This is a genomic window from Actinopolymorpha pittospori (assembly GCF_014873875.1).
In the GTDB taxonomy this organism is placed as follows: domain Bacteria; phylum Actinomycetota; class Actinomycetes; order Propionibacteriales; family Actinopolymorphaceae; genus Actinopolymorpha; species Actinopolymorpha pittospori.
The window spans coordinates 8,981,502-9,006,534 of record NZ_JADBEM010000001.1 but is presented as its reverse complement, the minus strand read 5'-3'; the positions used below and the strand labels follow the sequence as shown (position 1 = coordinate 9,006,534).

The 25,033-nt window shown below is 70.5% G+C and carries 27 protein-coding genes; 14 read left to right on the top strand and 13 right to left on the bottom strand.

Going from position 1 to position 25,033, the window contains the following annotated elements; all coding sequences use genetic code 11:
• The first annotated feature begins 10 nt into the window (after positions 1–10).
• The 4 genes from HEB94_RS41630 to HEB94_RS41615 all read left to right on the top strand — a co-directional run bounded on the left by HEB94_RS41630 (position 11) and on the right by HEB94_RS41615 (position 3,193).
• Positions 11–646, top strand: a complete 636-nt coding sequence (locus tag HEB94_RS41630; protein ID WP_192754931.1) for a DUF6758 family protein — start codon at positions 11–13, stop codon at positions 644–646.
• Between the two features lie 147 nt (positions 647–793).
• Positions 794–1,681, top strand: a complete 888-nt coding sequence (locus HEB94_RS41625; RefSeq protein WP_192754930.1) for a PHP domain-containing protein — start codon at positions 794–796, stop codon at positions 1,679–1,681.
• A gap of 118 nt (positions 1,682–1,799) precedes the next feature.
• On the top strand, positions 1,800–2,756 hold the full coding sequence (locus HEB94_RS41620) for a RecB family exonuclease (protein ID WP_202896826.1): 957 nt from the start codon (positions 1,800–1,802) through the stop codon (positions 2,754–2,756).
• Positions 2,757–2,935: 179 nt separating this feature from the next.
• Positions 2,936–3,193: a hypothetical protein gene (locus tag HEB94_RS41615; RefSeq protein WP_192754929.1), complete on the top strand. Its 258-nt coding sequence runs from the start codon at positions 2,936–2,938 to the stop codon at positions 3,191–3,193.
• Here the strand turns inward: HEB94_RS41615 and HEB94_RS41610 are convergent.
• On the bottom strand, positions 3,166–4,062 hold the full coding sequence (locus tag HEB94_RS41610) for an alpha/beta fold hydrolase (RefSeq protein WP_192754928.1): 897 nt from the start codon (positions 4,060–4,062) through the stop codon (positions 3,166–3,168). The genes HEB94_RS41615 and HEB94_RS41610 overlap by 28 nt on opposite strands.
• Positions 4,063–4,180: 118 nt before the next feature.
• Here HEB94_RS41610 and HEB94_RS41605 point away from each other — a divergent pair, with 118 nt between their 5' ends.
• Positions 4,181–4,903, top strand: a complete 723-nt coding sequence (locus tag HEB94_RS41605) for a L,D-transpeptidase (RefSeq protein ID WP_192754927.1) — start codon at positions 4,181–4,183, stop codon at positions 4,901–4,903.
• 238 nt (positions 4,904–5,141) lie between these two features.
• On the opposite strand, the gene HEB94_RS41600 is transcribed toward HEB94_RS41605, so the two are convergent.
• A complete protein-coding gene (locus tag HEB94_RS41600; RefSeq protein WP_192754926.1) occupies positions 5,142–6,836 on the bottom strand; it encodes a DEAD/DEAH box helicase in 1,695 nt (564 codons plus the stop codon).
• A 199-nt stretch (positions 6,837–7,035) separates the two neighbouring features.
• Here HEB94_RS41600 and HEB94_RS41595 point away from each other — a divergent pair, with 199 nt between their 5' ends.
• Positions 7,036–7,770: a ferritin-like fold-containing protein gene (locus tag HEB94_RS41595; protein WP_202896825.1), complete on the top strand. Its 735-nt coding sequence runs from the start codon at positions 7,036–7,038 to the stop codon at positions 7,768–7,770.
• A 201-nt stretch (positions 7,771–7,971) separates the two neighbouring features.
• Here the strand turns inward: HEB94_RS41595 and HEB94_RS41590 are convergent, their stop codons facing one another.
• From HEB94_RS41590 to HEB94_RS41565, 6 genes are all read right to left on the bottom strand, one after another.
• Positions 7,972–8,238: a GlsB/YeaQ/YmgE family stress response membrane protein gene (locus HEB94_RS41590; protein ID WP_192754925.1), complete on the bottom strand. Its 267-nt coding sequence runs from the start codon at positions 8,236–8,238 to the stop codon at positions 7,972–7,974.
• A 122-nt stretch (positions 8,239–8,360) separates the two neighbouring features.
• Entirely contained in the window at positions 8,361–8,588 is a 228-nt protein-coding gene (locus tag HEB94_RS41585; protein WP_192754924.1) for a DUF3107 family protein, read from the bottom strand.
• Positions 8,589–8,763: 175 nt separating this feature from the next.
• Positions 8,764–9,375: a TetR/AcrR family transcriptional regulator gene (locus HEB94_RS41580; RefSeq protein ID WP_192757011.1), complete on the bottom strand. Its 612-nt coding sequence runs from the start codon at positions 9,373–9,375 to the stop codon at positions 8,764–8,766.
• A gap of 27 nt (positions 9,376–9,402) precedes the next feature.
• Entirely contained in the window at positions 9,403–9,564 is a 162-nt protein-coding gene (locus tag HEB94_RS41575) for a hypothetical protein (RefSeq protein WP_192754923.1), read from the bottom strand.
• Positions 9,565–9,882: 318 nt separating this feature from the next.
• Positions 9,883–10,800 (bottom strand): non-homologous end-joining DNA ligase, encoded by a 918-nt coding sequence (gene ligD, locus HEB94_RS41570; RefSeq protein WP_192754922.1) that lies wholly within the window; start codon positions 10,798–10,800, stop codon positions 9,883–9,885.
• A gap of 151 nt (positions 10,801–10,951) precedes the next feature.
• Positions 10,952–13,228 carry an immune inhibitor A domain-containing protein gene (locus HEB94_RS41565; protein ID WP_192754921.1) on the bottom strand — a complete coding sequence of 759 codons (2,277 nt, stop codon included), beginning with the start codon at positions 13,226–13,228 and terminating at the stop codon, positions 10,952–10,954.
• A gap of 190 nt (positions 13,229–13,418) precedes the next feature.
• Between HEB94_RS41565 and HEB94_RS41560 the strand changes: the two genes are divergently transcribed.
• Positions 13,419–14,357, top strand: a complete 939-nt coding sequence (locus HEB94_RS41560; protein ID WP_192754920.1) for an aldo/keto reductase — start codon at positions 13,419–13,421, stop codon at positions 14,355–14,357.
• A 123-nt stretch (positions 14,358–14,480) separates the two neighbouring features.
• On the opposite strand, the gene HEB94_RS41555 is transcribed toward HEB94_RS41560, so the two are convergent.
• From HEB94_RS41555 to HEB94_RS41545, 4 genes are all read right to left on the bottom strand, one after another.
• A complete protein-coding gene (locus HEB94_RS41555) occupies positions 14,481–15,206 on the bottom strand; it encodes a YqeB family protein (protein WP_192754919.1) in 726 nt (241 codons plus the stop codon).
• Positions 15,207–15,339: 133 nt separating this feature from the next.
• On the bottom strand, positions 15,340–15,879 hold the full coding sequence (locus HEB94_RS49825) for a DUF418 domain-containing protein (RefSeq protein WP_202896824.1): 540 nt from the start codon (positions 15,877–15,879) through the stop codon (positions 15,340–15,342).
• Positions 15,870–16,772 (bottom strand): DUF418 domain-containing protein, encoded by a 903-nt coding sequence (locus tag HEB94_RS49820; protein ID WP_202896823.1) that lies wholly within the window; start codon positions 16,770–16,772, stop codon positions 15,870–15,872. Before HEB94_RS49820 ends, HEB94_RS49825 begins: the two co-directional genes overlap by 10 nt.
• Positions 16,769–17,008, bottom strand: coding sequence for a hypothetical protein (locus HEB94_RS41545; RefSeq protein ID WP_192754918.1), 240 nt, complete (start codon positions 17,006–17,008; stop codon positions 16,769–16,771). The genes HEB94_RS49820 and HEB94_RS41545 overlap by 4 nt, the downstream gene beginning before the upstream one ends.
• Positions 17,009–17,187: 179 nt before the next feature.
• Here HEB94_RS41545 and HEB94_RS41540 point away from each other — a divergent pair, with 179 nt between their 5' ends.
• The 4 genes from HEB94_RS41540 (at position 17,188) to HEB94_RS41525 (ending at position 21,099) form a co-directional block, all read left to right on the top strand.
• Positions 17,188–18,435 (top strand): sensor histidine kinase, encoded by a 1,248-nt coding sequence (locus HEB94_RS41540; protein WP_192754917.1) that lies wholly within the window; start codon positions 17,188–17,190, stop codon positions 18,433–18,435.
• A gap of 170 nt (positions 18,436–18,605) precedes the next feature.
• Positions 18,606–19,280, top strand: a complete 675-nt coding sequence (locus tag HEB94_RS41535) for a response regulator (RefSeq protein ID WP_192757010.1) — start codon at positions 18,606–18,608, stop codon at positions 19,278–19,280.
• Between the two features lie 317 nt (positions 19,281–19,597).
• Positions 19,598–20,770: an adenylyltransferase/sulfurtransferase MoeZ gene (gene moeZ, locus HEB94_RS41530; protein WP_192754916.1), complete on the top strand. Its 1,173-nt coding sequence runs from the start codon at positions 19,598–19,600 to the stop codon at positions 20,768–20,770.
• 17 nt (positions 20,771–20,787) lie between these two features.
• Positions 20,788–21,099, top strand: coding sequence for an MGMT family protein (locus tag HEB94_RS41525; protein WP_192754915.1), 312 nt, complete (start codon positions 20,788–20,790; stop codon positions 21,097–21,099).
• A gap of 65 nt (positions 21,100–21,164) precedes the next feature.
• Here HEB94_RS41525 and HEB94_RS41520 read toward each other — a convergent pair whose 3' ends face one another.
• Complete coding sequence (locus tag HEB94_RS41520) at positions 21,165–21,680, bottom strand: GbsR/MarR family transcriptional regulator (protein WP_337918307.1); 516 nt, start codon at positions 21,678–21,680, stop codon at positions 21,165–21,167.
• Between the two features lie 221 nt (positions 21,681–21,901).
• Between HEB94_RS41520 and HEB94_RS41515 the strand changes: the two genes are divergently transcribed.
• The 3 genes from HEB94_RS41515 (at position 21,902) to HEB94_RS41505 (ending at position 24,949) form a co-directional block, all read left to right on the top strand.
• Entirely contained in the window at positions 21,902–22,168 is a 267-nt protein-coding gene (locus HEB94_RS41515; protein ID WP_192754914.1) for a hypothetical protein, read from the top strand.
• Positions 22,169–22,427: 259 nt separating this feature from the next.
• Positions 22,428–23,348, top strand: a complete 921-nt coding sequence (locus HEB94_RS41510; protein ID WP_192754913.1) for an ABC transporter ATP-binding protein — start codon at positions 22,428–22,430, stop codon at positions 23,346–23,348.
• Complete coding sequence (locus HEB94_RS41505; protein ID WP_192754912.1) at positions 23,345–24,949, top strand: ABC transporter permease; 1,605 nt, start codon at positions 23,345–23,347, stop codon at positions 24,947–24,949. The genes HEB94_RS41510 and HEB94_RS41505 overlap by 4 nt, the downstream gene beginning before the upstream one ends.
• The last annotated feature ends 84 nt before the right edge of the window (positions 24,950–25,033 follow it).

Genomic DNA, 25,033 nt, shown 5'->3' with positions numbered 1-25,033 from the left:
CGTCGTCCCTATGAAGGGCGACCCCCTATGCCCGAGATGCCATCGCCTGCTCAGAGCCCCCTCGGCCTGGGAGACCCGGTGGACCTGTCCGGTGCACGGCCCGGTGCCCCCGTTACAGCCGTTCGTCCAACCCACGCCGGAACTCGTCCGCTGGCTCGCTGCCCGGTCCCGGCTCCCGATGTGGCTGCCGTGGCCGCTGCCGCACGCCTGGGTCGTCACCGGCGTCGGACACGCGGGCAACGAGATCGAGGGTGTTCGGGCCACGGTGCTGGCGTGTTCTGGTCCCAACCCGGTCGGCGGAGCCGGTGAGCTGCTGCTCGTCGCCGAGGAGATGGGCGTCGGACTCGGTGCGAACTACGCTGGACTGACGGGAACCGACCCGGGCGATGCGTTCGGTCGATGTACGCCGCAGGCCAAGGTCGAGGCGGACGGCCATCCCACCCCGTTGTGGCTGGTGGACGCCCTATCTGACCGGGCTGTCTACGCGGGAGAGTCCTCGGCGTCCTGGTTGTGGCTGATCCTGCATCCGGAGACGGCCGGCACACTGATGCTGGAGCCCATCGACCTCGTCGACCTACGCGCTCTCGGCCACGAGGTCGACCTGCTGCCCTACGGCGCGCTGACGCCGCGGCTGCGCGGCGAGTGACCCGTCGCTCGCGCGGGCTCGCAGGTAACCCGGGCGCCCAGATGTCAGCTCGTGGTCCTGACACCCGGGGTCGGCTGACACTAAGGTCGTCTCGCATGCCCGCCGCACACCGTGGGGGAGACCGGCGTCCGTTCGGCTGGAGACCACTTGCGCATCGACCTGCACTCGCACTCGAGTTGCTCGGACGGGACCGACCCGCCCGCCGTCCTAATTGCCAAGGCGGCCGCGGCCGGCGTCGACGTCCTCGGACTGACCGACCATGACACCTTCGTGGGCTGGGACGAGGCGCGCGCCGCGGCCGAGCGGGCCGGGATCGGTCTCGTGGTCGGGGCGGAGGTCTCCTGCCGGCTCGGCGGCAAGAGCGTGCACATGCTCGCCTATCTGCCCGACCCCACCGACCCCGAACTCGTGGCGACGCTGCGACGCGTCCGCGACGGGCGCAACGCGCGAGTCCCGGTCATCCTCGAGCGCCTGCGCGCGAACGGCATCGAGCTCACCCCGGAGGACGTCGCCGCGCAGTCGAGTGCGGCCACGTCGCTGGGCCGCCCACACGTCGCGGACGCCCTGGTCGCCCGCGGCTACGCGACCGACCGGCGGGACGCGTTCGACCGCTGGCTGAGCGAGGGCCGTTCGGCCTACGTCACCCGCTACGCGCCCGGCCCCGCCGAGGTCATCCACCGGGTGCTGGCCGCCGGCGGCGCGCCGGTGCTCGCCCACCCACGTGGTCGCGCCAGCCGGAAGATCCTCACCGACGAGGTGATCGGTGAGCTGGCGGAGTCGGGGCTCGCCGGAGTCGAGGTCGACCACCACGATCACTCACCCGAGGTGCGCAAGGAGTTGCGCGCGCTCGCGGCCGACCTCGACCTGGCCGCCCTCGGGTCGAGCGACCACCACGGCGCCGGAAAGACCGACCACGACCTGGGCTGTTACACCACCGACGAGGGCGAGTTCGCGCGTCTGCTCGACCGTGCGCGCGCCGCCGCCGAACGCTCCGGGCATACGACGCCCGCGCCGTACCTCCCGAAAAGCACATAGGAGACATGCGAGTGGTGCCGGGCACCTCGCACCTGTCGCCGTCGCCACCGCCGAACTCCGCGCGGGACACCCCGCTCCCCGCGGCCGGCGGGGGGGTGGACGTTGGCAGGATGACCTCATGAGCGCGATGGAACAGCTCGGCTTCGACGCGATGCCCCGTCGGCTGTTCCGGGCGACCCCGACCCGGCTGACGAGCTGGCTGGACTGTCCGCGCCGCTACCGGTTCACCTACCTCGACCGGCCCACACCGCCGAAGGGCCCGCCGTGGGCGCACAACAGTGTGGGCGCGAGTGTGCACACCGCCCTCGCCGCCTGGTGGCGACTGCCCGTCGAAGGCCGCACGCCGGAGGCCGCGGGCCAGATCGCGCGTCGTTCATGGATCGACGAGGGCTTCCGTGACGACGCCCAGAGCGAGCGGTGGTGGGAGTACGCCGCGGGGCTGGTGGAAAACTACGTCACCCGGCTCGATCCAGACGACGACCCGATCGGGGTCGAACGCACGGTGGCCCTCACCACCGGGACCCTCGCGCTGTCCGGCCGGGTCGACCGCATCGACCTTCGCCCGGAGGGATTCCGGAACGACCTGGACGACGATGACGATGACGACGATGGCGATGACCCGGACGACGACAACGTCGACGATGCCGATCGCGACAGCGACGAGGTCGAACTCGTCGTCGTCGACTACAAGACCGGGCGCCGCGTTCTGACCACCGCGGACGCGCGCGGGTCGCTCGCCCTCGCCGTCTACGCCGCGGCCGCCGCGCGCACCCTGCGCCGTCCGTGCCGCCGGGTCGAGCTCCACCACCTGCCGACCGGTTCGGTGGTCGCCTGGGACCACACGCCGGAGTCGTTCCGGCGCCACCTCGACCGGGCCGACCAGGTGGGGGAGGAGGCGGCCGAGGCCGGCGCGGCCTACGCACAGGGCCTCTCCGCCGCCGAGCAGGATCGGATCTTCCCGCCGCGTCCCGGGCCGCAGTGCCAGTGGTGCGACTTCGCGGCCCGCTGTCCGGAGGGGCGTACGGCGTTCCCGACCCTGCGCCCGTGGGACGGCCTCGCCCCTGACATCGGCTGACTGAGCGGACGCGACGCCGGCTCAGTGCGACGTCAGGCCTCGTCGGCGATGCCGGCGAAGAGGCCCGGACGACGAACCGTTCGCCCCATCCGCCCCGCCCATGTCCACCGGGCACCGCCGTGCCGGCCCCAACCGGCACCGGGCTCGCCATGGGGTGAAGCCACACCTACGGTATGCACATGGATCTGATTCGCCTGTTGGGGGAACCACGCAAGCTCCTCGGCGGCGCAACGGTCGCGCTGTCGGTGCTCGCGGCGCTGTGGGCGTTCGGTCAACACGACGGTGAACTACCCGCGAGCCTCGCGCTGCTCGTTCCCGTCGTCATCCTCAGCGTGCTCGGGTGGAAGAACAAGAAGGCCGGCCGCGGCTGGGTCTATCTGCTGGTCGCCTGGGCGATCGGCTTCGTCGCCTACGGTGCGTTGTTTCCGACCGGCTGAGTGGAACGCGCCAGCGCGTCCCAGTAGTCGGTGAGGATCGCCGCGGTGGCGTCCGGCTGGTCGACAGCCGGGGAGTGTCCCGCGTCGGGGATCAGGGTGAAGTGCGCGGCCAGCCGCGCGGCCATCTGCCGCTGGTCGTCCGGGCTCCACGCGTCGTCGTCGACGCCGCACGCGACGTGTGTGGGCAGTCCGACGGAGGCGAGTTCGGCCACCAGGTCCGGTGCGTTGACGAGTTGCCGGGTGATCTCGGTGAGGGAGACCGGGTTGTTGGCGCGGAACCGCCTGGCGAGGAACTCCTCGATCGCCGGCGGCGGGTCCTCGACACCCTCCATCCGCTCGAGCTCACGCTTCGCGGCGTAGACCGCGGGCAGTCCCTGGGTCGGGATGGCCTCGACCATCAGGCTCAGCAGCCCGGCACGCTGGCCGGTGAGCCCGGACGGGCCCGAACCGAGCAGAGTCAACGAGGTGAAGGCGCCCGGCGCCGCGAGCACGGCCGCGCGGGCGATCAGCCCACCGAACGAGTGGCCGACCAGATGCACCGGGCCGGCGTCGAGGGCGCCCGCCAGGGCGAGGGCGTCGAGCCCGAGTTCCTCCAGCCGGTAGGCGGCCGGATCATCCGGACCGGGTGTTTCGAACTGCCCACGCTGGTCGACGGCGACGACGCGGCGCCCACGCAGGGTGAGGGGAAGGAGCAGGGAGAGAAAGTCCTCCTTGCTCCCGGTCCACCCGGGTAGCAACAGGACGGTCGAACCCGGCGCGCGATCCCCGCGGGGTGGTACCGCTTCGAGTGCGGCGAACGTCCCCCGGGTGGTCACGAGACGGCGAGTGACGACACCGTTAGGTATCTCCAGGAACCTCGGCGTGCTCATGAAGGGCCACGCTAGCGTTGCTTGTGTCGTACGGCATAGCGGGCCGAGCAATTGCGTGAGACACAAGCACTACTATGTGCGTCGGACGTGGTAGCGGATACGACGAAAGGCACACGGCATGAGGCACGTCGCGTCGCGGTCACGCCCGCGCCCCCGTCTACGCCGAGGTCGCCTGATCGCGGCCGGCCTGTCGGTCCTGGTCCTCGCGGTCGCCGTTCTGGGCGCCGTGGGCATCATCCCGGTGCAGGACGCCAGCATCGTCACGAGCGCGGGTGCCGACGACATCGGGTCTCGCGCCTCGCGCGACATCGCCGATCGGAGCCGCCGGGAGAGCCCGGAGGCGACCCAGCAGGCCGCCGACCCGAAGCCGTCGTCCACGTCCGCCACCCCCAAGACGCCACCCACCCCGAGCGTCGGTGCCATGGTCGGCGCGGAGATGCCCACGGGCACCGGCAAGGGCAAGCGGGTGGTCTACGCCCTCCGCGACAACCACGTCTGGCTCGTCGACGCCAAGAACATCGTGAAGCGTTCGTATCCCGTGTCGGGAACGAAGTTCAACCAGGTCTCGCCGGGCAGCTACGACGTCATCCGCAAGCGCCGCTACACGACCAGTTACCACGGCACCGAGCGCATGCAGTACATGGTGACGTTCACGTTCGGCAAGAACGCCGCCATCGGGTTCCACGACATCCCGATCTCGATCGCGAGCGGCAAGCCCGTACAGACTCCGGCCCAGTTGGGGCAGTCCCTCTCCGACGGCTGTGTCCGGCAGGCGCCGGTCGACGCCAAGGCGCTGTGGGAGTTCGCTCCGCCGGGGACCCCCGTTATCGTCCTCGCCTGAGCCTCCACGAAGGTTCGCGTGCCCCGCATCCCGGCTGGCCGCGTTGTCGTCGTCACGCGTAGGACACCGCTACGCGCATCCTCCTCCGCCTTGCCGTCCGGGCGCGGTTTGACCCGCTCACCACTCGACCATGATCCGCAGGACACGCCCCAGCCATCGCGGCGGGGAGGGCACAACGCAACGTGCGGGCCGCCCTTGGCTGGCCCGCACGCACAGTGACTGAATGAGAAGCTACGCCTTAGGAGCCGGCGTCCGCGGTGGGGCCGGACTCGGCGTGGTCGGCAGCTGCTTCACCCGAACCGCTCCGGCGCCGCCGGGTGCGGGTGCGGGTCCGCCGCGTGCCACCGGCCGGGCTGTCCTCGCTACCTTCCGTGGCCGTCGTCGTGCCGCCTCCGGAGTCGGGAGCCGCGGCGTCAGAGTCGTCGTGATCGGCGACCACCACGCCAGCCCGCAGCCTGCGCCGCTGCCGGACCCGGCTGGACCGCGGCCGCTCGGCGCGCTCCTCGCGTTCGTCGGACTGGGCGCCCTCCGACGCTCGCCCGCCACCAGTGGTCCGTCGGCGTCCACGCGGCCGGCGCTCGGACGTCTTCTCCCGATCGCCGGAGCGTGTATCGCCCTGCGGCTCGCCCACGTGGCCGATCACTTCCTTCGGGATCCCGAGGTCGTGGAAGAGATGGTCGGAGGTGGAGTAGGTCTCGACCGGCTGGTCGAACGGCAGCCCGAGGGCGTTGTTGATCATCTTCCAGCGCGCGAGGTCCGGCCAGTCGACGAAGGTCACCGCGACACCGGACGCGCCGGCTCGACCGGTGCGCCCGATGCGGTGGACATAAGTCTTCTCGTCATCGGGGCAGGTGTGGTTGATGACGTGGGTGACACCCTCGACGTCGATGCCGCGAGCGGCCACGTCGGTGGCGACGAGGACGTCCACCTTCCCCGAACGGAAGCGGTCGAGCGCCCGCTCACGCGCGACCTGACCCAGGTCACCGTGGATGGCGGCCACCTCGAAACCACGCTCGGCGAGATCGTCGGCGACCCGTTGGGCGGCCCGCTTGGTCGTACAGAAGATCATCACCCGGCCGCGGCTCTCGGCCTGCAGGATGCGCGCCATCACCTCGGGCTTGTCGAGATCGTGACAGCGGTAGACGAACTGTGCCGTGGCGGGGACGACCTGGCTCTCCCCGGCCGCCTCCGCGCGGACGTTGATCGGGTGACGCATGTGGCGCCGGGCCAACTGCACGATCACGCCGGGCATAGTGGCGGAGAACAGCATGGTCTGGCGCATCTCGTGCGTCTTGGAGATCAGCCGCTCGACGTCGGGCAGGAAGCCCAGGTCGAGCATCCGGTCGGCCTCGTCCAGGACCAGTACCTTGACGTGGGAGAGATCGAGCGCTCGCCGGTCGGCGAGATCGAGGAGCCGGCCGGGCGTACCGACGACGACCTCGACGCCGATGGTCAGCGCGTCGAGCTGCGGCTCGTAGGGCACGCCGCCGTAGACCGTGAGGGTGCGGACGGACCGGATCTTGCTGGCGACGCGGAGGTCGGCTGCCACCTGGAGGGCGAGCTCCCGGGTCGGCGCCACGACCAGCGCCTGCGGCTTGCCGGGCGCGTCGAGGTCGGCGAAGTCCCCGTCGCCGGGCGCGACGATCCGCTGCAGGAGTGGGATCCCGAAGGCGAGCGTCTTACCGGTGCCCGTCCGCGCCTGCGCGATCAGGTCCGTTCCGGTGAGCGCGATGGGGATCGCCATCTCCTGGATCGGGAAGGGGTCGGTGATGCCGACCTGCGCCAGGGCCTCGACGATGTCGGCTAGCGCACCAAGTTCTTTGAAGGTCGTCAGAGCTTTTCGCCTCTTGTTTCGTAACGCTCGGTGGCGTTGTGGATGGGCCTGTCCCGGAATAGCGCCCGGATCAAGGGCCCCCGCGGCGGACGTCCGCATGCCGGGACGACTCCCCGCATGGGAGTCTATCCGCCGCGTGCCCCGGGCCCTTGACCAGGCGCGCTGACCGTGTGGATCTTTGTCGGATCCCGGCCTGTCGCCGCCGATCCTCGATGATCTCGAGCGCGTGGCGACGATCTCCGACCCGGGCGCGAGCCGACCATGATCGAAGGGGTGGGTGCTCACTAAGCTCACCACCATGAGCGAGAGCGCTGAGAATCCGCCCGCCACCACGCAGGATCGATCCGCGTCCGCGGGAGTCGCGGCCTACGACGATCCGATCTACCGCCCGGCGGTGATCGACCTGCTCGGCGTCCTCGCCTACGGCGAGCTCACGGCGTTCGAGCGGCTGGCGGACGACGCCACGCTGGCCCCGACCCTGGAGGACAAGGCCGCACTGGCCGCCCTTGCGGTGACGGAGTTCCACCACTACGAGCGGCTGCGCGACCGGCTTCATGACCTCGGCGTGGAGCCGGTGTCGGCGATGCGGCCGTTCCAGGAGGCCCTGGACGGGTTCCACCGCCACACGGCACCAGCGGACTGGCTCGAGGGACTGGTCAAGGCCTACGTCGGTGACGGCATCGCCACCGACTTCTACCGCGAGGTCGCGGCCTACGTCGACGCCGACACCCGGGCGCTGGTCCTGGAGGTGCTGGAAAACTCCGGCCACGCGGCGTTCGTCGTCGACCGGGTTCGCCGGGCCATTGCGGAGGATCCGCGGGTCGGCGGGCGCCTCGCGCTGTGGGGGCGGCGACTTGTCGGGGAAGCGTTGTCCCAGGCGCAGCGGGTCGCGGCCGAGCGCGACGTCCTGACCGCGCTGTTGGTCGGTGGCGTGGACCGTCCCGGCATGGACCTCGCCGCCATCGGACGGATGTTCGCGCGGCTGACCGAGAAGCACGCCGAGCGGATGGCGACGCTCGGGCTGCAGTCGTAGGAACAGACGGAGCAAGCGGGCCGAGGAACAGACGGAGCAAGCGGCACGACTCGGCGGCGCCGACGTGCCCACCGGGCCGCATCTACCTCGACAGACAAGAACGCCTCGACAGACAAGAACGCGCCGGCCGAACCCAGGGTTCGACCGGCGCGTCCTCGTCTCGACGACGAACTCGTGTGCTGTGTCCCCCCCGACGAACGACTACCTGAGCGCGCGGCGGCTCGTCAGCGTCGACGCGACGGCCACGAAGATCGCGGCCAGGGCGATGCTGATGATCCACCGGATCCAGTCGACTCCGCCCGTGGCCGCGACCCCGAGAGCGCCCGCGACGAAGTAGCCGACGAGAACACCGCCGATTCCGCAGATGACGGTCAGCCAGATGGGGATGTTGTCCCGGTTGCTCGGCGCGACCCACTTACCGAGCAGACCGATGATCAGTCCAGCGATCAGCAGTCCGATTAGGCTCATCTCAGTCACCCTTCCATGGAGCTGAAGTGCGCTTCTCAAGCCTCCACCCGCGTCGGGCGCAGTTTCAATCGGCCGTTGGTCCAGACCCTTCGTCCTCGCGGAAAAAGTGGTGGCCAGGGTCCTTACATGGCGCCGAATCCGACTCGACGTTCTGACTGCGCTCCAAGCTCGACATAGGCGATCTTGTCGGCAGGAATCAAGACACGGCGCCCTCGCTCGTCAGTGAGGCTGAGCAGGCCGTCGCTGCTCTGCAGGGCCTTGCCCACAGCCGCTTCGACGTCCTCGGGGCGTTCGTTGCTCTCCAGCACGATCTCCCGAGGAGCGTGCTGGACACCGATCTTGACCTCCACAGGTCACCCTTCTTTCGTCCCTGAGCCGGACCGTGCTCGGTCGGCTGACCCACCGGTGCCGCGACGTCGGCAGCTCCTCACCCCTATCGTGCACCGGCGGGGTTGAGGCTAGCCCACAACGTGGGCCAAGTCGCGCCACATCCCGATCACCTCGGCGTCGCGGATGTGGCGTTCTTCACTCGGCGCGAGGGAATCCCCGGATGCCCCGCCACGCGAGGGTCGTGAGGAGCCTCGCCGCCTCGTCACGTCCGATCGTGCCATCCATCGACAACCACCAGCGCGCCGTGACCTGGGCGGTTCCGGCGAGCCCGGCCGCGAGCAGCATCGCCTGCTCGCGCGGAACCCCCGCGTCCTCCTGGATCACGTCGGCGATCGCGTTGGCGCACTCGCGGCCCGCCCGGTCGACTCGCTCCCGGACGGCCGGCTCACCGGTCAGATCCGACTCGAAGACCAACCGGAAGGTGCCGTCCTCGTCGCTCACGAAGTCGAGGTAGGCACCCATCGTCGCCGCGACCCGCTGCTGGTTGTCGGTGGTCGACCCCAGCGCGGCACGAACGGCGTCGACCAGGGCGTCACAGGTGGCGTCGAGCAACGCGAGATAGAGCTCGAGCTTGCTCGGAAAGTGCTGGTACAGGACGGGCTTGCTGACGCCTGCCCGCTCGGCGATGTCGTCCATCGCGGCGGCGTGGTAGCCAACGGCCACGAACACCTGGCGGGCGGCGTCGAGGAGTTGGGCACGGCGCGCCAGCCGGGGGAGTCGGCCGCCCCGAGGGCGGGCCTCGGACATGGTCACGCGTGCTCCTCGCGGTGGAGATCAGCGGTAGTCATCGTCGTCCAGGTCGACCTCGAGACGCTGCTCGGCGAAGTCGGCCTCGGGTGCCTCGATGTCGGGTTCCTCGACGTCCTCGCTCGCCTCGGCTTCGAGTTCGTCCTCGATCTCGACGGCGTCCTCGAACGGGACTTCGATTTCGGACATCGCGATCCCTCCTCATCTCACTCGTCGCGGCCTGCCGCGGCGGGTGAATCGACCGTTCGAGCCTAGGGCTCCGGACCCGTTTCGTGCCATGACTGTGCCATGACCGGGCCACGACAGTGCCATGACCGAGCGATGGCCGTGCCATGAGCGCGCGCCACGACAGTGCCATGACCGAGCGATGGCCGTGCCATGAGCGCGCGCCATGACGGTGCCCCGACACTAGCCGCCAGACGGATCGGTTGTGGCCAGGAACCGCACGAATCGGGCGCTTCCGGACCCACCCGTGCGGTGAGGTGGTCCGGGCGCGCTCCCGGATGGTCAGGGAAGTCGTTGCCGTACGGAGTCCAGGTCGGCGACCAGATCGCCGATCTCCTCCACCCGGTCGAGCACCTGGTCCGGCCCGAAGACCAGGTCCGCGGCGTTCTCGCACGCCTCCACCTCCTCCCAGGTGAGCGGGGTCGACACCGTTGGGCGCGACCGGCCGCGTAGGGAGTAGGCGGCGATGGTGGTCTTGGCGGGGTTGTTCTGGCTCCAGTCGAGGAAGACCTTGCCGGGGCGGAGCGACTTGCGCATCGACGCGACGACGAGGTCGGGTCGGTCCCGGGCGAGCTTCTCGGCGAACTCCTTGGCGTAGGCCGTCGTCGCGTCGCCGGAGGTCTCCGCGAGCGGAACGTAGAGCTGCATCCCCTTCCCACCAGACGTCTTCGCCCACGCGCGCAGTCCGTCGGCGTCGAGGAGATCGCGCAGCAGGAGCGCCACCTCGCAGCACCCCACGATGTCGGCGGGCGGTCCCGGATCGAGGTCGACCACCAGCAGGTCGGGACGTCTGACCCCACCACGGGGCCCCACCCGCCACTGCGGGACGTGCAGTTCCAACGCGGCGAGGTTGGCGAGCCAGACGAGGGTGGGGAGGTCGTCGGCGACGACGTACTCGACCTCCTCCGAGCCGCGGGTGCTTCCCGGCGACGCGATCGTGACGGTGCGCACCCAGTCAGGCGTACCGCGTGGGACGTTCTTCTCGAAGAAGGGTTGCCCCTCCACGCCGTCCGGCCAGCGCTTGCGGGTGAGCGGGCGGCTCTGGATACGTGGCAGCAGCACCGGAGCGATCCGGCTGTAGTAGTCGATGACCTCGCCCTTGGTGAACCCGGTCTCGGGATAGAGCACCTTGTCGAGGTTGGACAACGTGAGGACGCGTCCGTCGACGTGTACGCGGGTGGAGGCGCTCGTGGGTGCCATGGATCCATCCTGCTCGCCGAGGGGGAGCGGGCCAAGCTTCGCGGCGGTGCGCCGTTCACGGGTGCCGTGGTCGGGCGTGGGACGCGCGAGGGCCCCGGGCACGCGGTCGCGTGCCCGGGGCCTCGTCTGGAGGATGCCGCAGTGAGCGGGTCTACTTCGCCGGTCGGACGACCACCGTCATCTGCCGCTTGTCGGGCGACAGCTTGGTGACCTCGATCCGGACGCCGTACCCCGCGACCTTGACGCTGTTGTTGGGCAGCGAGGCGTTCCAGTAGCGGTTGGGCTCGGAGTCGTCGAAGACCGAGATCGCCTTCTGTGCGGGCACGTCGGCGATGGCGACCTGGATCCGGCGGCCGTTCTGGACCTCCCGACTCAGCGTCAACGGCTCGGTCTTCTCCGGACCGAAGGTCGCGTCGAAGGCCTGCGCCCGGAGGTTGGCGTTCGCGCCGGTGTCGAAGCGGATCGGGGTCGGCCGCGCGTCGACCGGGAGGATCAGACCCTCGCCCGGGTGCTGGCTCGTGTCGTTGTCCTCCTGCTTCTCGTTCCAGTAGGTGACGAGAAGACCGTTCTGGTAGGAGTAGCGCTCCACCCAGTCCGGCTTGGTCAGCAGCCGGTTGAAGTTGTACGGCCCCGTCTGCAGGGTCGTGTCGTAGCCGATGTACTGGCGGTTCTCGGCGAGGTAGTAGGTGCCCTTGTAGGCGGTGGCGGTGCCGCCGAACCTCGTCCAGCCGTTGGTGCTCCAGCCGTTGGTGCCGCCCTCGACGTTGTCGAAGAACAGCGACGCGCCGTCGGCGGTGACGCGGATGTCGTCGAGCATCGGCCCGGCGAGGTGCACGCCGCCGTCGGTGGCGTAGCGGAAGCGGAAGACGATCGACTTGCCTGCGTACGGCGTCAGGTCGTAGGTCAGGTCGGTCCAGGAGCCCTCGGAGCTACCGGTGACGGGGTCGCCGGCCCTGGTCCAGTGGATGCCGCCGTCGACAGAGACCTCGGCGTTGAGGAAGTCGTAGCCCTCCTCGATGTCGTACCACGCCTTGGCGGTCAGCGACGCCGTGGTCTTGCCGGTGAGGTTGATCGTGCGCCGCAGCGCGGCGTTCAGGTCGTCGTCCGAGCCGCCCCACCACTCATAGGAGCCGGAGTACGGAGTGTTGTACTCCGTGGACGTCTCCTCCTTGGGCAGCGGGACGACGATGGCCTGTGGGTTGGCCGTCGACTCGGCCGCCGGGCCGAGCACGTGGGTCGACTTGCGGTCCGGTGAGACCACCTCGTAGTCCAGCCAGCCAAGCTGCAGCTTCTCCCAGGCGCCCATGTAACCGGGCGTGGTGCCGATGGTGTCCGTGCCGTGGTTGAGCCAGGAGCCGGACGACATCAGCGTCCAGAAGCCGGTGCCGTTCTCGCTGTTGTTGGTGTCATAGAGGTCGGGCAGGCCGAGGTCGTGGCCGAACTCGTGGGCGAAGACGCCGAGCCCGCCGTTCTCCGGCTCCGTGGTGTAGTCACCCGCCCAGATGCCACTGTCACCGAAGGGCACACCGCCGCGCTGGTTCAGCTCGGGACCGGCCGTGGCGTCCGGGAAGGCGTACCAGCGGTGCGACCAGATCGCGTCGGCACCCTCGGCGCCGCCACCGGCCTCCTCGCCCTCACCCGCGTGCACGATCTGGAAGTGGTCGACGTAGCCGTCGGGCTCGTCGAAGTTTCCGTCGGCGTCGAAGTCGTAGCGGTCCCAGTGGTCGAAGCGCGCGAGGTACTCCTTGACCTGCTCGGGTGTCTTGCCCGCCGCGATCTGGGAGTCGTACCACGCGGCCGCGGAGTCCTTGACGAAGTTCCAGTACGCGTCGGAGTCCGCGATCTCGTTGCTGCCGTAGCGCGCCTCGTTGTAGGGCAGCTTGATCCAGTCGCTCACATCGCCCGCGACGGTGTAGCGGCCCTGCGACTGCGCCCGGTAGAACGTCGACATCGACTCGCGGTCCTGGCCGAAGAACATGTCGAGGTAGTGCTGCCGGTCGAAGCTGTCGGTCCAGTACGTCGAGTTGTCCCGGCCACGGTGCGGCGCCGCGATCTCACCGCTCAGCGGCCCCGCGGCGCCTCCGGTGCGCGGGTCGGTCTGGTCCCCGAACTCCACCAGGATCGTGAAGATCTGGTCCGTCTTCTCCATGCTGAGCTGGGCGTACTTGCCCTTGGCCAGCTGGACCACATCGGACTTGCCCTTGCGCTGGACCGTGGCCTCTCCGCGCAACACCTTCTCCAGAGCGGCCTTGCGGGTGGCGCGGAGCTTGTCGCCGTACGGGTTGGGCATGTCGTCGGGCGCGTGGGTGCGCGCGGCCTGCGGGTTGGCGGGCGGTGACGCGGACGCCGGCATTCCGGCCGCGGTGGCGGCGAGAGCGGCGACGGTCACCACCGATGCCACGGCAGCGGTGGCTTTGCGAAGTCTCACTGCACTCCCTTCCGGGGATCCGCACCCGGGACAGCCGGGCACAGTCGGCCGGGGTCGGCAAAGGGGGAAAATGGTGATCCACAAGGTGGCACATCAGCACCGAAGCTGTCCCGCGATTCGGTCAGAAAATCACCAACCGGAGTGTGCCGGCTTCGTCCGGTCGTAAGGCAGGGGTCGTAGGGTCTGCCCCATGCGCTATCGATCTCTTGGACAGTCGGGCCTGCACGTGTCGGTCGTGGGCCTTGGCTGCAACAACTTCGGCGGCCGGTTGGACCTCGATCGCACTCGTGAGGTCGTCGACGCGGCACTCGACGCCGGCATCACTCTCTTCGACACCGCGGACGTCTACGGCGGGCGCGGCCGCTCCGAGGAACTCCTCGGCGAGGCCCTCACCGGCAGGCGCGACGAGGTGGTGCTCGCGACGAAGTTCGCGGGCGACATGGGCTACGGCGAGGCGGCCGGGGCGAGGGGTGGCCGTTCCTACATCCGCCGTGCGGTCGAAGCTTCGTTGCGGCGACTCCGGACCGACTACATCGACCTCTACCAGATCCACCGTCCCGACCTGCTGACCCCGATCGCCGAGACGCTCGCGGCGCTCGACGAGCTGGTCAAGGAGGGCAAGGTCCGCTACATCGGGCACTCCAACTTCACCGGCTGGCAGATCGCCGAGGCCGCCCACGTGGCGCGTGAGCTCGGGACGACGCCGTTCGTCTCGGCCCAGAACCACTGGTCGCTGCTCGAGCGTGGCGCCGAGGCCGAGGTCGTCCCGGCCGCCCGCCACTACGGGGTCGGTGTGCTGCCGTACTTCCCGCTGGCCAACGGGCTGCTGACGGGCAAGGTCCGCAAGGGCGGGGCGATTCCGGAGAACTCCCGCCTCGCGGGTCGGGAGGGCTATGTCACCGAGGACAAGCTCGACCGGGTCGAGGCGCTGATCGCCTGGGGCGAGAAGCACGACCGGTCCATCCTGGAGATCGCGATCTCGGGGCTCGCCGCGCAACCGGGTTGCGGGTCCGTGATCGCGGGAGCGACCTCGGCCGAGCAGGTCAGGGCCAACGCCGCCGCGGGTGAGTGGGAGCCGACCGCCGAGGAGCTGGCCGAGATCGACGACCTCCTCTCGCCGGGGCGCTGAGGTACGCCGCTCCGACTGGCGGTTCACCCCCGTGGCCGCGTGGGACGGAGCCCGAACCGAGCTTGATCGGATGGAACGGAGCTGGTCCCGGCACGCCGGCGCCAGCTCCGTCCGGCCAACGGTTCACCGCCGGGCGCGTTGCGTCCGTCGCCAGTACTGCCGCTTGTTCTGGTCCCGGACGACCAAGCCGAGCCGGCCGAGTTCGGTGCGCAGCTCCGTCACGTCCGCCTGGTCGCCGGCGCGGAGAGCCCGGTCGCGGGCACGCAACACCGCATGCGCGGCGGCGGGCAACTCCGGTGCGTCGTCCACCCACCGCCGGTACTCACCGCCGTACGGATCCCCTCCGGTCCGCCAGGGGTAGCCGTGCGCGACGAAGGCCTCCTCGATCCGCCGGACGTTCGGCAGGTCACCGCGCTGGCGTATCAGTTCCTCGGTCCCGCGGCCGAGAAGCACGACCTCCTTGGCGTCGACGAAGACGGCACCGATCGACGTACGCGCGAACGTGTGGGAGGTCTGCCCATGCCTGAGGGTGACCTCGTTGTGGTCGACGGAGATGGTGACGTAGTCGCGCTCGGCCATTCCGGCGACGATGAGGCCGAGCACGAACCCGATGGCGAGGACGCCGAAAGTGGCCTGCGGCTCGGGGAACCGGGTGAGGAGTCGCGCCAGGCCGGGGATCGGTAGCTCCGCCCACGCCGCCCAGGACACGGCCACCTTGACCAGGGCGGCCGCGGCGGCGCCGAGCAGCGGGAAAGTGATCCAGACGAGGGCGCGGACCAGACCACCGGGACCGACGACCGTCGCCGTTCCGATCGGCACCGGACCTGTCGGCCGTGGGTCGCCTGACATGGGACTACCTGAGGAAGTACGCGACATTGTGCACCCCACGGCGTTCGGGTCTGGTCGGTGCGGGCTGGTCGGCGCGGTCTGGTCGTCACGAAGCACGGTCGTGTCATTGATTGTGATCGACGCACGGGCGGGTTCAAGGTTTCTCGCGTCCCGGATCCGTCGCCAGGCCACGACGACGAGCGCGATCGCGCCGAGGCTGAGGACGGTGTTGCCCAGGAGGTGGACGGTACCGCCCGCCCCACTCACCGGAGCCTGGCCGAAGCGGGGCCTTGGCGGACGGTGTGGGTGCGGTCGCGGCCGGGCGGCGGGCCGTCGCGCCGTAGACCCACCGGCGCAGGAGTTTCTCGGCCGGTCCGTCACGGCCGTGGCGTTCGAGCGCGTACGCACCGAGCACGGTCACCAGCCACACGCCGACCGCGAACGCGGCCATCCCCGCGCTCCCCATCGCCCCGCCGAGGCCGAGTCCCCACGCGGCCAGCAGCGGGGAGAAGATCAGCGAGTGGGTCAGGTAGCTCGACAGCGGGCGCCTGCCGACGGCGCTGACCGCGGTGACCAGCGTGCTCCGGTCGCCTGTGCCCCGCGACTTCCTGGCCAACCGGGCCGCCACCAGCCCGAAGACCGCGACGTAGCCGAGGCCGGCCGCGACGCCGGTGCCGTCCTGGATCAGGCGCAACGCCCCCGTCTCGGAGACGGCCTCGGCGGGGACGTCCCACCAGCCGACGTGGCGAGGGCGGCGAGCAGCCCACCCGACCAGCCGACCGCGAGACCGATGACCGCCGTCCACCGCAGCAGCGGCAGGTGGCGGTCCGGCTCCTCGAGGATCCGCCGGCGCGCTGACCAGAACCCGAGCAGCATCACGGCCATGCCGGAGAACGACAACAACCCGCCGGCGACCGTGACGTACGCCGAGGTGGTGAGTCGCGTGCCGGCCGCGACGAGCGGGTTCTCCTCACCGGAGGCGTAGACGATCGTGGTCAGCTCGGTGCCGGACGTACCGAGGTCGGCGAGCTGCCCCGTCAGCACCGCCTCGACCCCGGGCGCGGTCGCGAGCACCGTCACCGCGGCGGCGACGGCACACCACACCAGCAGCGTGCGGTCGCGGCGGCGCAGGAACAACCAACCCAGCAACAGGCTCATCAGTCCGTAGGACCCGATGATGTCCCCGGCCATGAGCAGCGCGGCGTGGACGAAGCCCAGTGCGATGAGGCCCAGACCGCGCCGGCGCAGAAGCGCGACGGCGGTCCGCTCCGGGGTTCCGGCCGCGGTCTGGCGTAGGAACAGCTGCATCATCCCGTAGCCGAACAGGAACGCGAACAACGGATAGACGCGCAGGTCGAGCGTCGTGATCATCACGAACTGCACGGCGCGGTCGAGCGCGTTCCCGTCGATCGGGTGCCAGCCGGAGGGACCGTGGTGCGCCGCCCACAGGTAGAAGCCCGTGTTGGACAAGACGATCAGCAACAGCATGACGCCGCGGGCGAGGTCGGGGGCGAGGGCGCGTTCACCGGGGCGGACGCCGCCGCGAGCCACCGGACCTCGTGGTCGGGCGGTTTCGCTGGCGCTCATGGTCGCTGCTCGCTCCCGTCTTCGTCGGCGCTTCTGCGGAGTCGCACGGTGGCGATCACGAGTGCCGCGCCGATGACGACGAGGACCACGTTGGTGAAGATCTCGTAGCCGCGGAGTACGGACACGTGCTCGACGACGGAGAGTCCGTTCCAGGTCCGGATGCCGAGGTGGGAGAGGATCCCGATGACGCCCTGCAGGCCGAGGACGTAGCCGAGCAACTGAACGGATGTCCGCATGCGTTCGACGCTAGGGAAGCCCGCCTGCCCGCCGCATCGGTCATCGGCGCCCTCCACGTCGACCGAAGTCGCCGGGCGGCGCGTCGCCGTCAGCCGAAAGTACCGACGTCGGCGTTCCCGGGCTCGACCCCACGCGCGGGCGGACCAACGGGCGCGTCGCGCGGGTAGGTTCTCAGCTCATGGAGGATTCGCGGACAGCCGACGACCCCCTGGCGGACCGTCCGTCGCGTCGAAGTCGGCGGGACTGGTTCGTCGACACCCTGGTGTTCCTCCTGGCCGTGGTCTTCGGGGTGTGGATGGCCGAGGCGCGCATCGGCGACCAGACGGTTCCGCCCTGGTTGCTGACGCTGGACCAGATCACGGGAGCGCTCGGCTGCGCCGCGCTGTGGTGGCGGCGCCGCTGGCCGGTCGCGCTGGCACTCGCGCTCGTGCCCTTGTCGACCTTCTCCGAACTCGTGGGCGCCGCGCAGCTGGTGTCGCTCTTCACCGTCGCCGTGCACCGGCCACTCAGGGTCACCGCGCTGGTCAGCGTGCTCGGCCTGCTCGCCCTGCCGATCTACATGTGGCTGCGCCCCGAACCGGACATGCCCGTGCCCTTCCTGTTCCTTCTCTCCGTCGTCCTGACCCTCGGCGTGATCGGCTGGGGGCTGTTCGTCCGGCATCGCCGACAGCTCGTGGCGTCCCGCCGCGAGCGCGCTGTCCGGGCGAAGGTCGAGGACCGGCTCCGGATCGAACAGGCACAGCACCTCGCCCGTGAGGAGATCGCCCGGGAGATGCACGACGTCCTCGGGCACCGGCTGTCGTTGTTGAGCGTGCACGCCGGAGCGCTGGAGTACCGGCCGGACGCGCCGCCTGAGGAGATCGCCCGGGCCGCCGGGGTCATCCGGGAGAGCGCCCATCAGGCGTTGCAGGACCTGCGCGAGGTGGTCGGTGTCCTCCGCGCGCCGTTGGGCGAGCTACCCCAGCCGACGCTCGCCGAGGTGCCCGCGCTCGTCGCCGACTCGGTCCGGGCCGGCATGCGGGTCGACTCCCGGGTCGAGGTCGAGGGCCCGGTCCCGGCGAGCGTCGGGCGCACGGCGTACCGGATCGTCCAGGAGGGACTGACCAACGCGCACAAGCACGCGCCGGGCGCCGAGGTCGGCGTCCTGGTGTGCGGAGCGCCGGGCCAGGGGGTGACGGTCGAGGTCCGCAACGCCACTCCCGTCGCGGTGGACGCGGGCGTACGAAGCGGTGGTCGTTCGGCTTCCTCCGGCGCCCTCGCGTCTGCGGCGTCCACCCTCGCGTCGTTCGTCGCGGAGGTCCCGGGCACCGGCCAGGGGCTGATCGGTCTCGCCGAGCGCGCGTCCCAGGCCGGCGGGCGACTCGCCCATGGTCCGACTGCCGCGGGCGGGTTCCTGCTGGCGGCCTGGCTACCGTGGCCGCCATGACCACCCCAGAGACCTCCGGGACTCCCTGGACATCGGGGCCCGCCGACACCGAGTCCGCCGACCGGGCCGACGACGCGGCCGGGTCCGTCGACGCGGCCGGGTCCGTCGACGCGGCCGGGTCCGTCGACGCGGCCGGGTCCGCCGGTGGGGCGGGTTCGTCCGTGGCCGGTGTGATCCGCGTTCTCATCGTCGACGACGACCCGTTGCTGCGCGCCGGCCTCGCGATGATGCTGGGCGGCGCCCCGGACATCCAGGTGGTGGGGGAGGCGGCGGACGGCACGCAGGTGGCGGCCATGGTCGCCCGCCACGTACCCGACGTCGTCCTGATGGACATCCGGATGCCGACGATGGACGGGCTGACGGCCACCGAGGTGCTGCGCTCCCGACCGGATGCCCCCGAGGTCGTCGTCCTGACCACCTTTGACGCCGACGCCCACGTCCTCCGGGCGTTGCGCGTGGGGGCCGCCGGGTTCGTCCTCAAGGACACCCCGCCGGCGGAGATCGTCGCCGCCGTACGCCGGGTCGCGTCGGGGGAGCCGGTCCTGTCCCCGACGGTGACCCGCCGGCTCATGGACCGGGTGGCCGACTCCGGCGCCGACCTGCGGCGCACCGGCGCACGTGAGCGGCTGGCACTGCTCAACGAACGGGAGCGACAGGTCGCCGTCGCGGTCGGGCAGGGACAGTCGAACGCCGAGATCGGCGCCAGCCTCCACCTCAGCGTCTCGACGGTGAAGACCCACGTCTCGCGGATCCTGACCAAGCTCGACCTCAACAACCGGGTCCAGATCGCGCTCCTCGCCCACGACGCCGGACTGCTCGACCCGCCGGAGGCGCGCACCTCCTGATCCCCGGCCACGGAGCGCGGGCCGGCCCGTTCGGCTGGTCCGGCCGTGGCCCCTCCGCCCGGTCGCGGCCCTGTTTCGGCTGTCGAGTTGGTGATTTTCCGGCACTTTCCAGAGGATTTCCGGCCGCTGCGCCCACCGGATCCGCCCCGTCCCACTACGGTTCGTGCCACCGGCCCGGCCCGATGGTCACCTCGGACCGAGCCGGTCGGCTCACCGGGACCGGGCCGGGCGTCGGGCCACCGAGGGGTCGCGGGAACATGGAAGGCAAACCGGTGGTTGCTGCCGAAGAGGGATCCCGACAATCTGAGGAGTCAGTCGTGTCCGTGCCGCCGCTTGTCGAGCCAGCCCCCGACCTCAGCGTCGACGAGGTGCGCCGGTACTCCCGGCACATCATCATCCCCGAGGTCGGGATGGACGGGCAGAAGCGCCTGAAGAACGCCAAGGTCCTCGTTATCGGGGCCGGCGGGCTCGGCAGCCCCGCCCTGCTCTACCTCGCCGCGGCCGGCGTCGGCACGCTCGGCATCGTCGACTTCGACGTCGTGGACGAGTCCAACCTGCAGCGCCAGGTCATCCACGGCCAGAGCGACGTGGGCAAGCCCAAGGCCGTCTCCGCCAAGGAGTCGATCGCGGAGATCAACCCCTACGTCAAGGTCAACCTGCACGAGGAGCGCCTCGACTCCTCCAACGCGTTGACGATCTTCGCCGACTACGACCTGATTCTCGACGGCACCGACAACTTCGCGACGCGTTACCTCGTGAACGACGCGGCCGTCATCCTCGGCAAGCCCTACGTCTGGGGCTCGATCTTCCGCTTCGAGGGCCAGGTCAGCGTGTTCTGGGCCGAGCACGGCCCGCACTACCGCGACCTCTACCCCGAGCCCCCGCCGCCCGGCATGGTTCCGTCCTGCGCCGAGGGTGGCGTGCTCGGCGTCCTGTGCGCCTCCATCGGCTCGGTGATGGTCAACGAGGCGATCAAGCTCATCACCGGTATCGGCGACCCCCTCATCGGCCGGCTGCTGGTCTTCGACGCGCTGGAGATGAGCTGGCGCGAGCTCAAGGTCAACCGGGACCCCGACACCGCACCGGTCACCGAGCTGATCGACTACGAAGCGTTCTGCGGTGTCATTTCCGACGAAGCGGCGGAGGCTGTTGTGGACTCGACCATCGACGTACGCACCCTGAAGGGGTGGCTCGACGCGCGGGAGCGGGGCGAGCGCGACTTCGTCCTGGTCGACGTGCGCGAGCGCAACGAGTACGAGATCGTCAACATCCCGGGCTCGGTACTCATCCCCAAGGGTGAGTTCCTGACCGGTGAGGCGTTCGAGAAGCTGCCCAAGGACAAGCAGGTCGTCCTGCACTGCAAGGTCGGTGGCCGCTCGGCCGAGGCGCTCGCCGCGGCCAAGGGCGCGGGCTTCGCCGACGCGGTGCACGTGGCCGGCGGGGTGCTCGCCTGGGTCAACCAGATCGAGCCCGACAAGCCCTCCTACTAAAGACGTCACACCCGCTGATGCCCTCGGAGGAGTACGTCGAGCGGGTTCTCTCCGTCGTGGAGGCCATCCCGCCCGGTTCGGTGATGGCCTACGGCGACATCGCCGAGTACCTCGGTGCGGGTGGCCCGCGCCAGGTCGGCTGGGTCATGTCGCACTACGGCGGTGGTGTGCCCTGGTGGCGGGTCGTCCGTGCGGACGGACGACCCGCCGACTGCCATGCCGGCGAGGCCGTGCGGATGCTGCGCGCGGAAGGTGCGCCGTTTCGTGGTCCGGCGGGCGACCGCGTCGACATGACGCGGGCCCGCTGGGGGGGCGGCAGCGACGCCTGAGCGCCCCGCCCTCCCCGGTCCCCCGGTGCGATCCCCGGTGGGATCCCCTTGTCAGGGTCTCCTTGTCAGGCGGGTCGGGACTCCCGGTCCACCTCCTCGGCGCCGGCCTTGTACCTCTGCCACCTGTCCATCAGCCCGTCGAGTTCCTGGTTGATGAAGCGATAGAACCTGGTCATCTCCTCGACCCTGCGCCCGGACGGCGTGGCGGCGCCCCCGAGCGCCTTGGCGCCCTCGTCGCTGAGATCCGCGATGGACAAAAGCATGGGCCGTCTGGTGAAGGCCGCTTCGTACCACAGGTCGTCGGGAAGGTAGTACCGATAGCTGCGTGACCCCGGCTCCGGCAGCCGCGCGATCAGCGTGACGTGCAGGAGGTAGCGCACCGCTCCGGAGATGGCGGCCGGGCTGACCTCGAGCAGGTCGGCGAGATCGGACGCGGTGAGCGAGGGCGCGTCGCTCACCATCATCGTCATGAGCACCCGGGCCGGCATGCGCGGGACCCCGAGGTCGTCGAGGATCATCGCCATGTGCTCGACGTACCGTCGGACCGCTTCCTCGTCCCGCGGCGGTGTGTCCTTCGTCACGGTTGCTCCCTGTTTCCCGCGTACGGCTGCTGCGTCGTGCCTGCGTACGCCGTACCTCACGCGCCCCGTGACCGCTGCTTCCGGCGTCCGTCGAACTTTACCCACTTAACTTGTTTCACGAAGTTGTGAATCTAGTGTACCGTCGAGACGCTCGCCCTGAAAAAGGCCGGTCGAGACGGCTCGCCGGTGGGGCACGACGGGCGCAACCAAGGAGAGGCGTGATGAGCACGGTCCAGGTCGCCGCGTTACCGCGGCGGTTTGTCGATGCTTTCACCCACGGTGTGGATCCGGAGTCGGGCCACGTCGTACCCGGTCACCTGTGCGGTGACCGCAACCGGTCCACTCACCGGTCCAGCCACCGACACAACTGCCGACACACCTACCGGCACAGTCACCGCGGCACGGACGGACGTTGGTGTTCGTGCGCCGCCCAGTGGAACGTCGCGTCGGGACCGCCCGGCCGGCTGACCACTCCCAAGCGACTCTGATCCAGCCGGGTCGCCCGGCCGCTGACCGCCCCTGACGAACTCGACGGGGAACGGTCTCTGGCCACCCAGCGGGTGTCCATCAAGCTCGACACCCAGGTCGGGTGCTCCTCACGAAGGCGCCCCCACGTCGCGGAAGCCCCTCACGTCACGGACCGCCGGATCCGTCTGCGGCACACAGATGCCGTACGGCGAAACGGCGGGAGGGCTCGCTCCGCCGAATCTCTCCACACTCGCACCACACTCACCGCGAGGAATCTCCATGACTGACCTTGCCATTTCCGTGTCCGGCCTGTGCAAGAACTTCGGCCGAACCCGCGCCCTGGACGAGCTCGACCTCTCCATCCGGGCCGGTGAAGTGCACGGCTTCCTCGGCCCCAACGGGGCGGGGAAATCCACCACGATCCGGATCCTGCTCGGCCTGCTGCGCGCCGACGCGGGCCGGGTCGAACTGCTCGGCGGTGACCCCTGGCGGGACGCCACCGAGCTGCACCGGCGGCTGGCGTACGTCCCAGGTGACGTCACCCTGTGGCCCAACCTCTCCGGCGGAGAGGTGATCGACCTGCTCGGGCGGCTTCGTGGCGGCCTGAACCCGAAGCGTCGGTCCGAGCTGCTCGAGCGCTTCGAGCTCGACCCCAAGAAGAAGGGGCGCGCCTACTCCAAGGGCAACCGGCAGAAGGTCGGCCTGGTCGCCGCGCTCGCCTCCGACGTCGAGCTGTTGGTGCTCGACGAACCCACCTCCGGCCTGGACCCGCTGATGGAGGAGGTCTTCCAGCGGTGTGTGCTGGAGGAGCGGGACCGTGGGCGGACGGTCCTCCTCTCCAGCCACATCCTCGCCGAGGTCGAGGTCCTGTGCGACCGGGTGAGCATCATCCGCAACGGGCACACCGTCGAGACCGGGACGCTCGCCGAGCTTCGCCACCTCACCCGTACGTCGATCTCGGCCGACCTCGCCACCCCACCGAACGCTCTGGACCGGCTGCCCGGCATCCACAACCTGGAGGTCGACGGCACCAGGGTGCGCTGCGAGGTCGACACCAGCCAGCTCGACGCGCTGATGACCGAGCTGACGCGCTCCGGCCTGCGGAGCCTCACCAGCCAGCCGCCCACGCTCGAGGAGCTCTTCCTGCGGCACTACCAGGACGACCTCACCGGCTCGCAGCCGCAGGCGGTGGCGCGATGAACGCCCTGGTCGGAACCGGGAAGCTCGTCCGGCTGATCCTGCGCCGGGACCGCTTCATCCTGCCGGTCTGGCTCCTGCTGCTGGTCGTCGTCCCGATCAGCTACGTCTCGGCCACCGAGGCCGCCTATCCGACGGCGGCCGGCCGGCTGCAGTATGCCACCACGAGCGGCACCAACCCGACGTTCCTCGCTCTCTACGGGCCGCTCTACGACCCGAGCATCGGCGGCCTGGTCGCCCAGCGCGCCGGGTTCGTTCCCATCGTGCTCGGCCTGATCAGCCTGCTCATGGTCATCCGGCACACCCGGACCGAGGAGGAGGCGGGCCGGCGTGAACTCCTCGGCGCCACCGTGCTCGGTCGGCAGGCCGGGCTCGCCGCCGCGCTGATCGTGGCGTTCGGAGCCAACATCCTGCTCGCGCTGCTGCTCGGCCTCGGCATGATGAGCCAGAACCTTCCGGCCGCCGGGTCGTTCGCGTTCGCGTTGAGCTTCGCGATGTCCGGATGCGTCTTCGCCGTCGTCGGTGGTCTCGCCGCGCAGCTCACCGAGGGCGCGGGAGCGGCCCGCGGGATCGCGCTGGGCGCCCTCGGCGTGGCGTTCGTTCTCCGCGTCGCGGGCGACATCGGCGGCGAGGGGTCCGGTGCGGCGTGGCTGTCCTGGCTCTCGCCGATCGGCTGGTCGCACGCGATCAGGGCGTACGACGACGAACGGTGGTGGGTGATCGCGCTCGCGGCGGGTCTCGCCGTGGTGCTCACCGTGGCCGCGGCCGCACTGTCGGCCCGTCGAGATCTCGGCGCCGGTCTGCTGCCGCCGTCCCTCGGACCCGCGGAAGCCTCGCCCGCACTGCGCAGCCCGTTCGCGCTGGCGTGGCGGCTGCACCGGGGGCTGTTGCTCGGCTGGTCGATCGGACTCGCCGCGCTCGGCCTGGTGTTCGGCAGCATCGCCTACGGCGTCCGCGACATCCTGACCGACAACCCGCAGCTCGAGGAGATGTTCGCCCGGCTCGGGGGCTCCGCAGGCCTCGTCGATGCGACCCTCGCCGGAACGATGGGCTTCGTCGGTGTGGCCGCGGCAGGCTATGCCGTCCAGGCGACCCTGCGGCTGCGGTCGGAGGAGACCGCGATGCGGGCCGAACCCGTGTTGGGTACGGCGGTGTCGCGCTACCGATGGGCGGCGAGCCACATCGTCTTCGCCCTGCTCGGTCCGACGGTCGCGCTCGCGGTCGCCGGCCTCATGGCCGGCCTTGCCCACGGCCTGAACGCCGGTGACGTCGGCGGCCAGCTGCCGCGCGTGTTCGCCGGTGCGATGGTGCAGCTGCCCGCCGTCTGGATCCTGGCCGGCATCGCGATCGCGTTGTTCGGGCTGGTGCCGCGGATCGCGGCCGCGAGCTGGGGAGCGCTCGCGCTGTTCTTCCTGCTCGGCCAGGTCGGAGCGCTTCTGGACCTCCCGCAGGGGGTGCTCGACCTCTCGCCGTTCAGCCACCTCCCGCAGGTGCCCGGTGGCGACGTGTCCGCCGCTCCGATGCTCTGGTTGACCGCGATCGCGGTCGTGTTGGTGGCCGCCGGTGTGGCCGGCTTCCGCCGCCGCGACGTTCCGGTCAGCTGAACCCTGGTACGCGGCCCCGGCGGGTGACATGACCGCCGGGGCCGCGCACTGCTGTGCCGTTGCTGTCCGGTCGCTGTCCGGTTG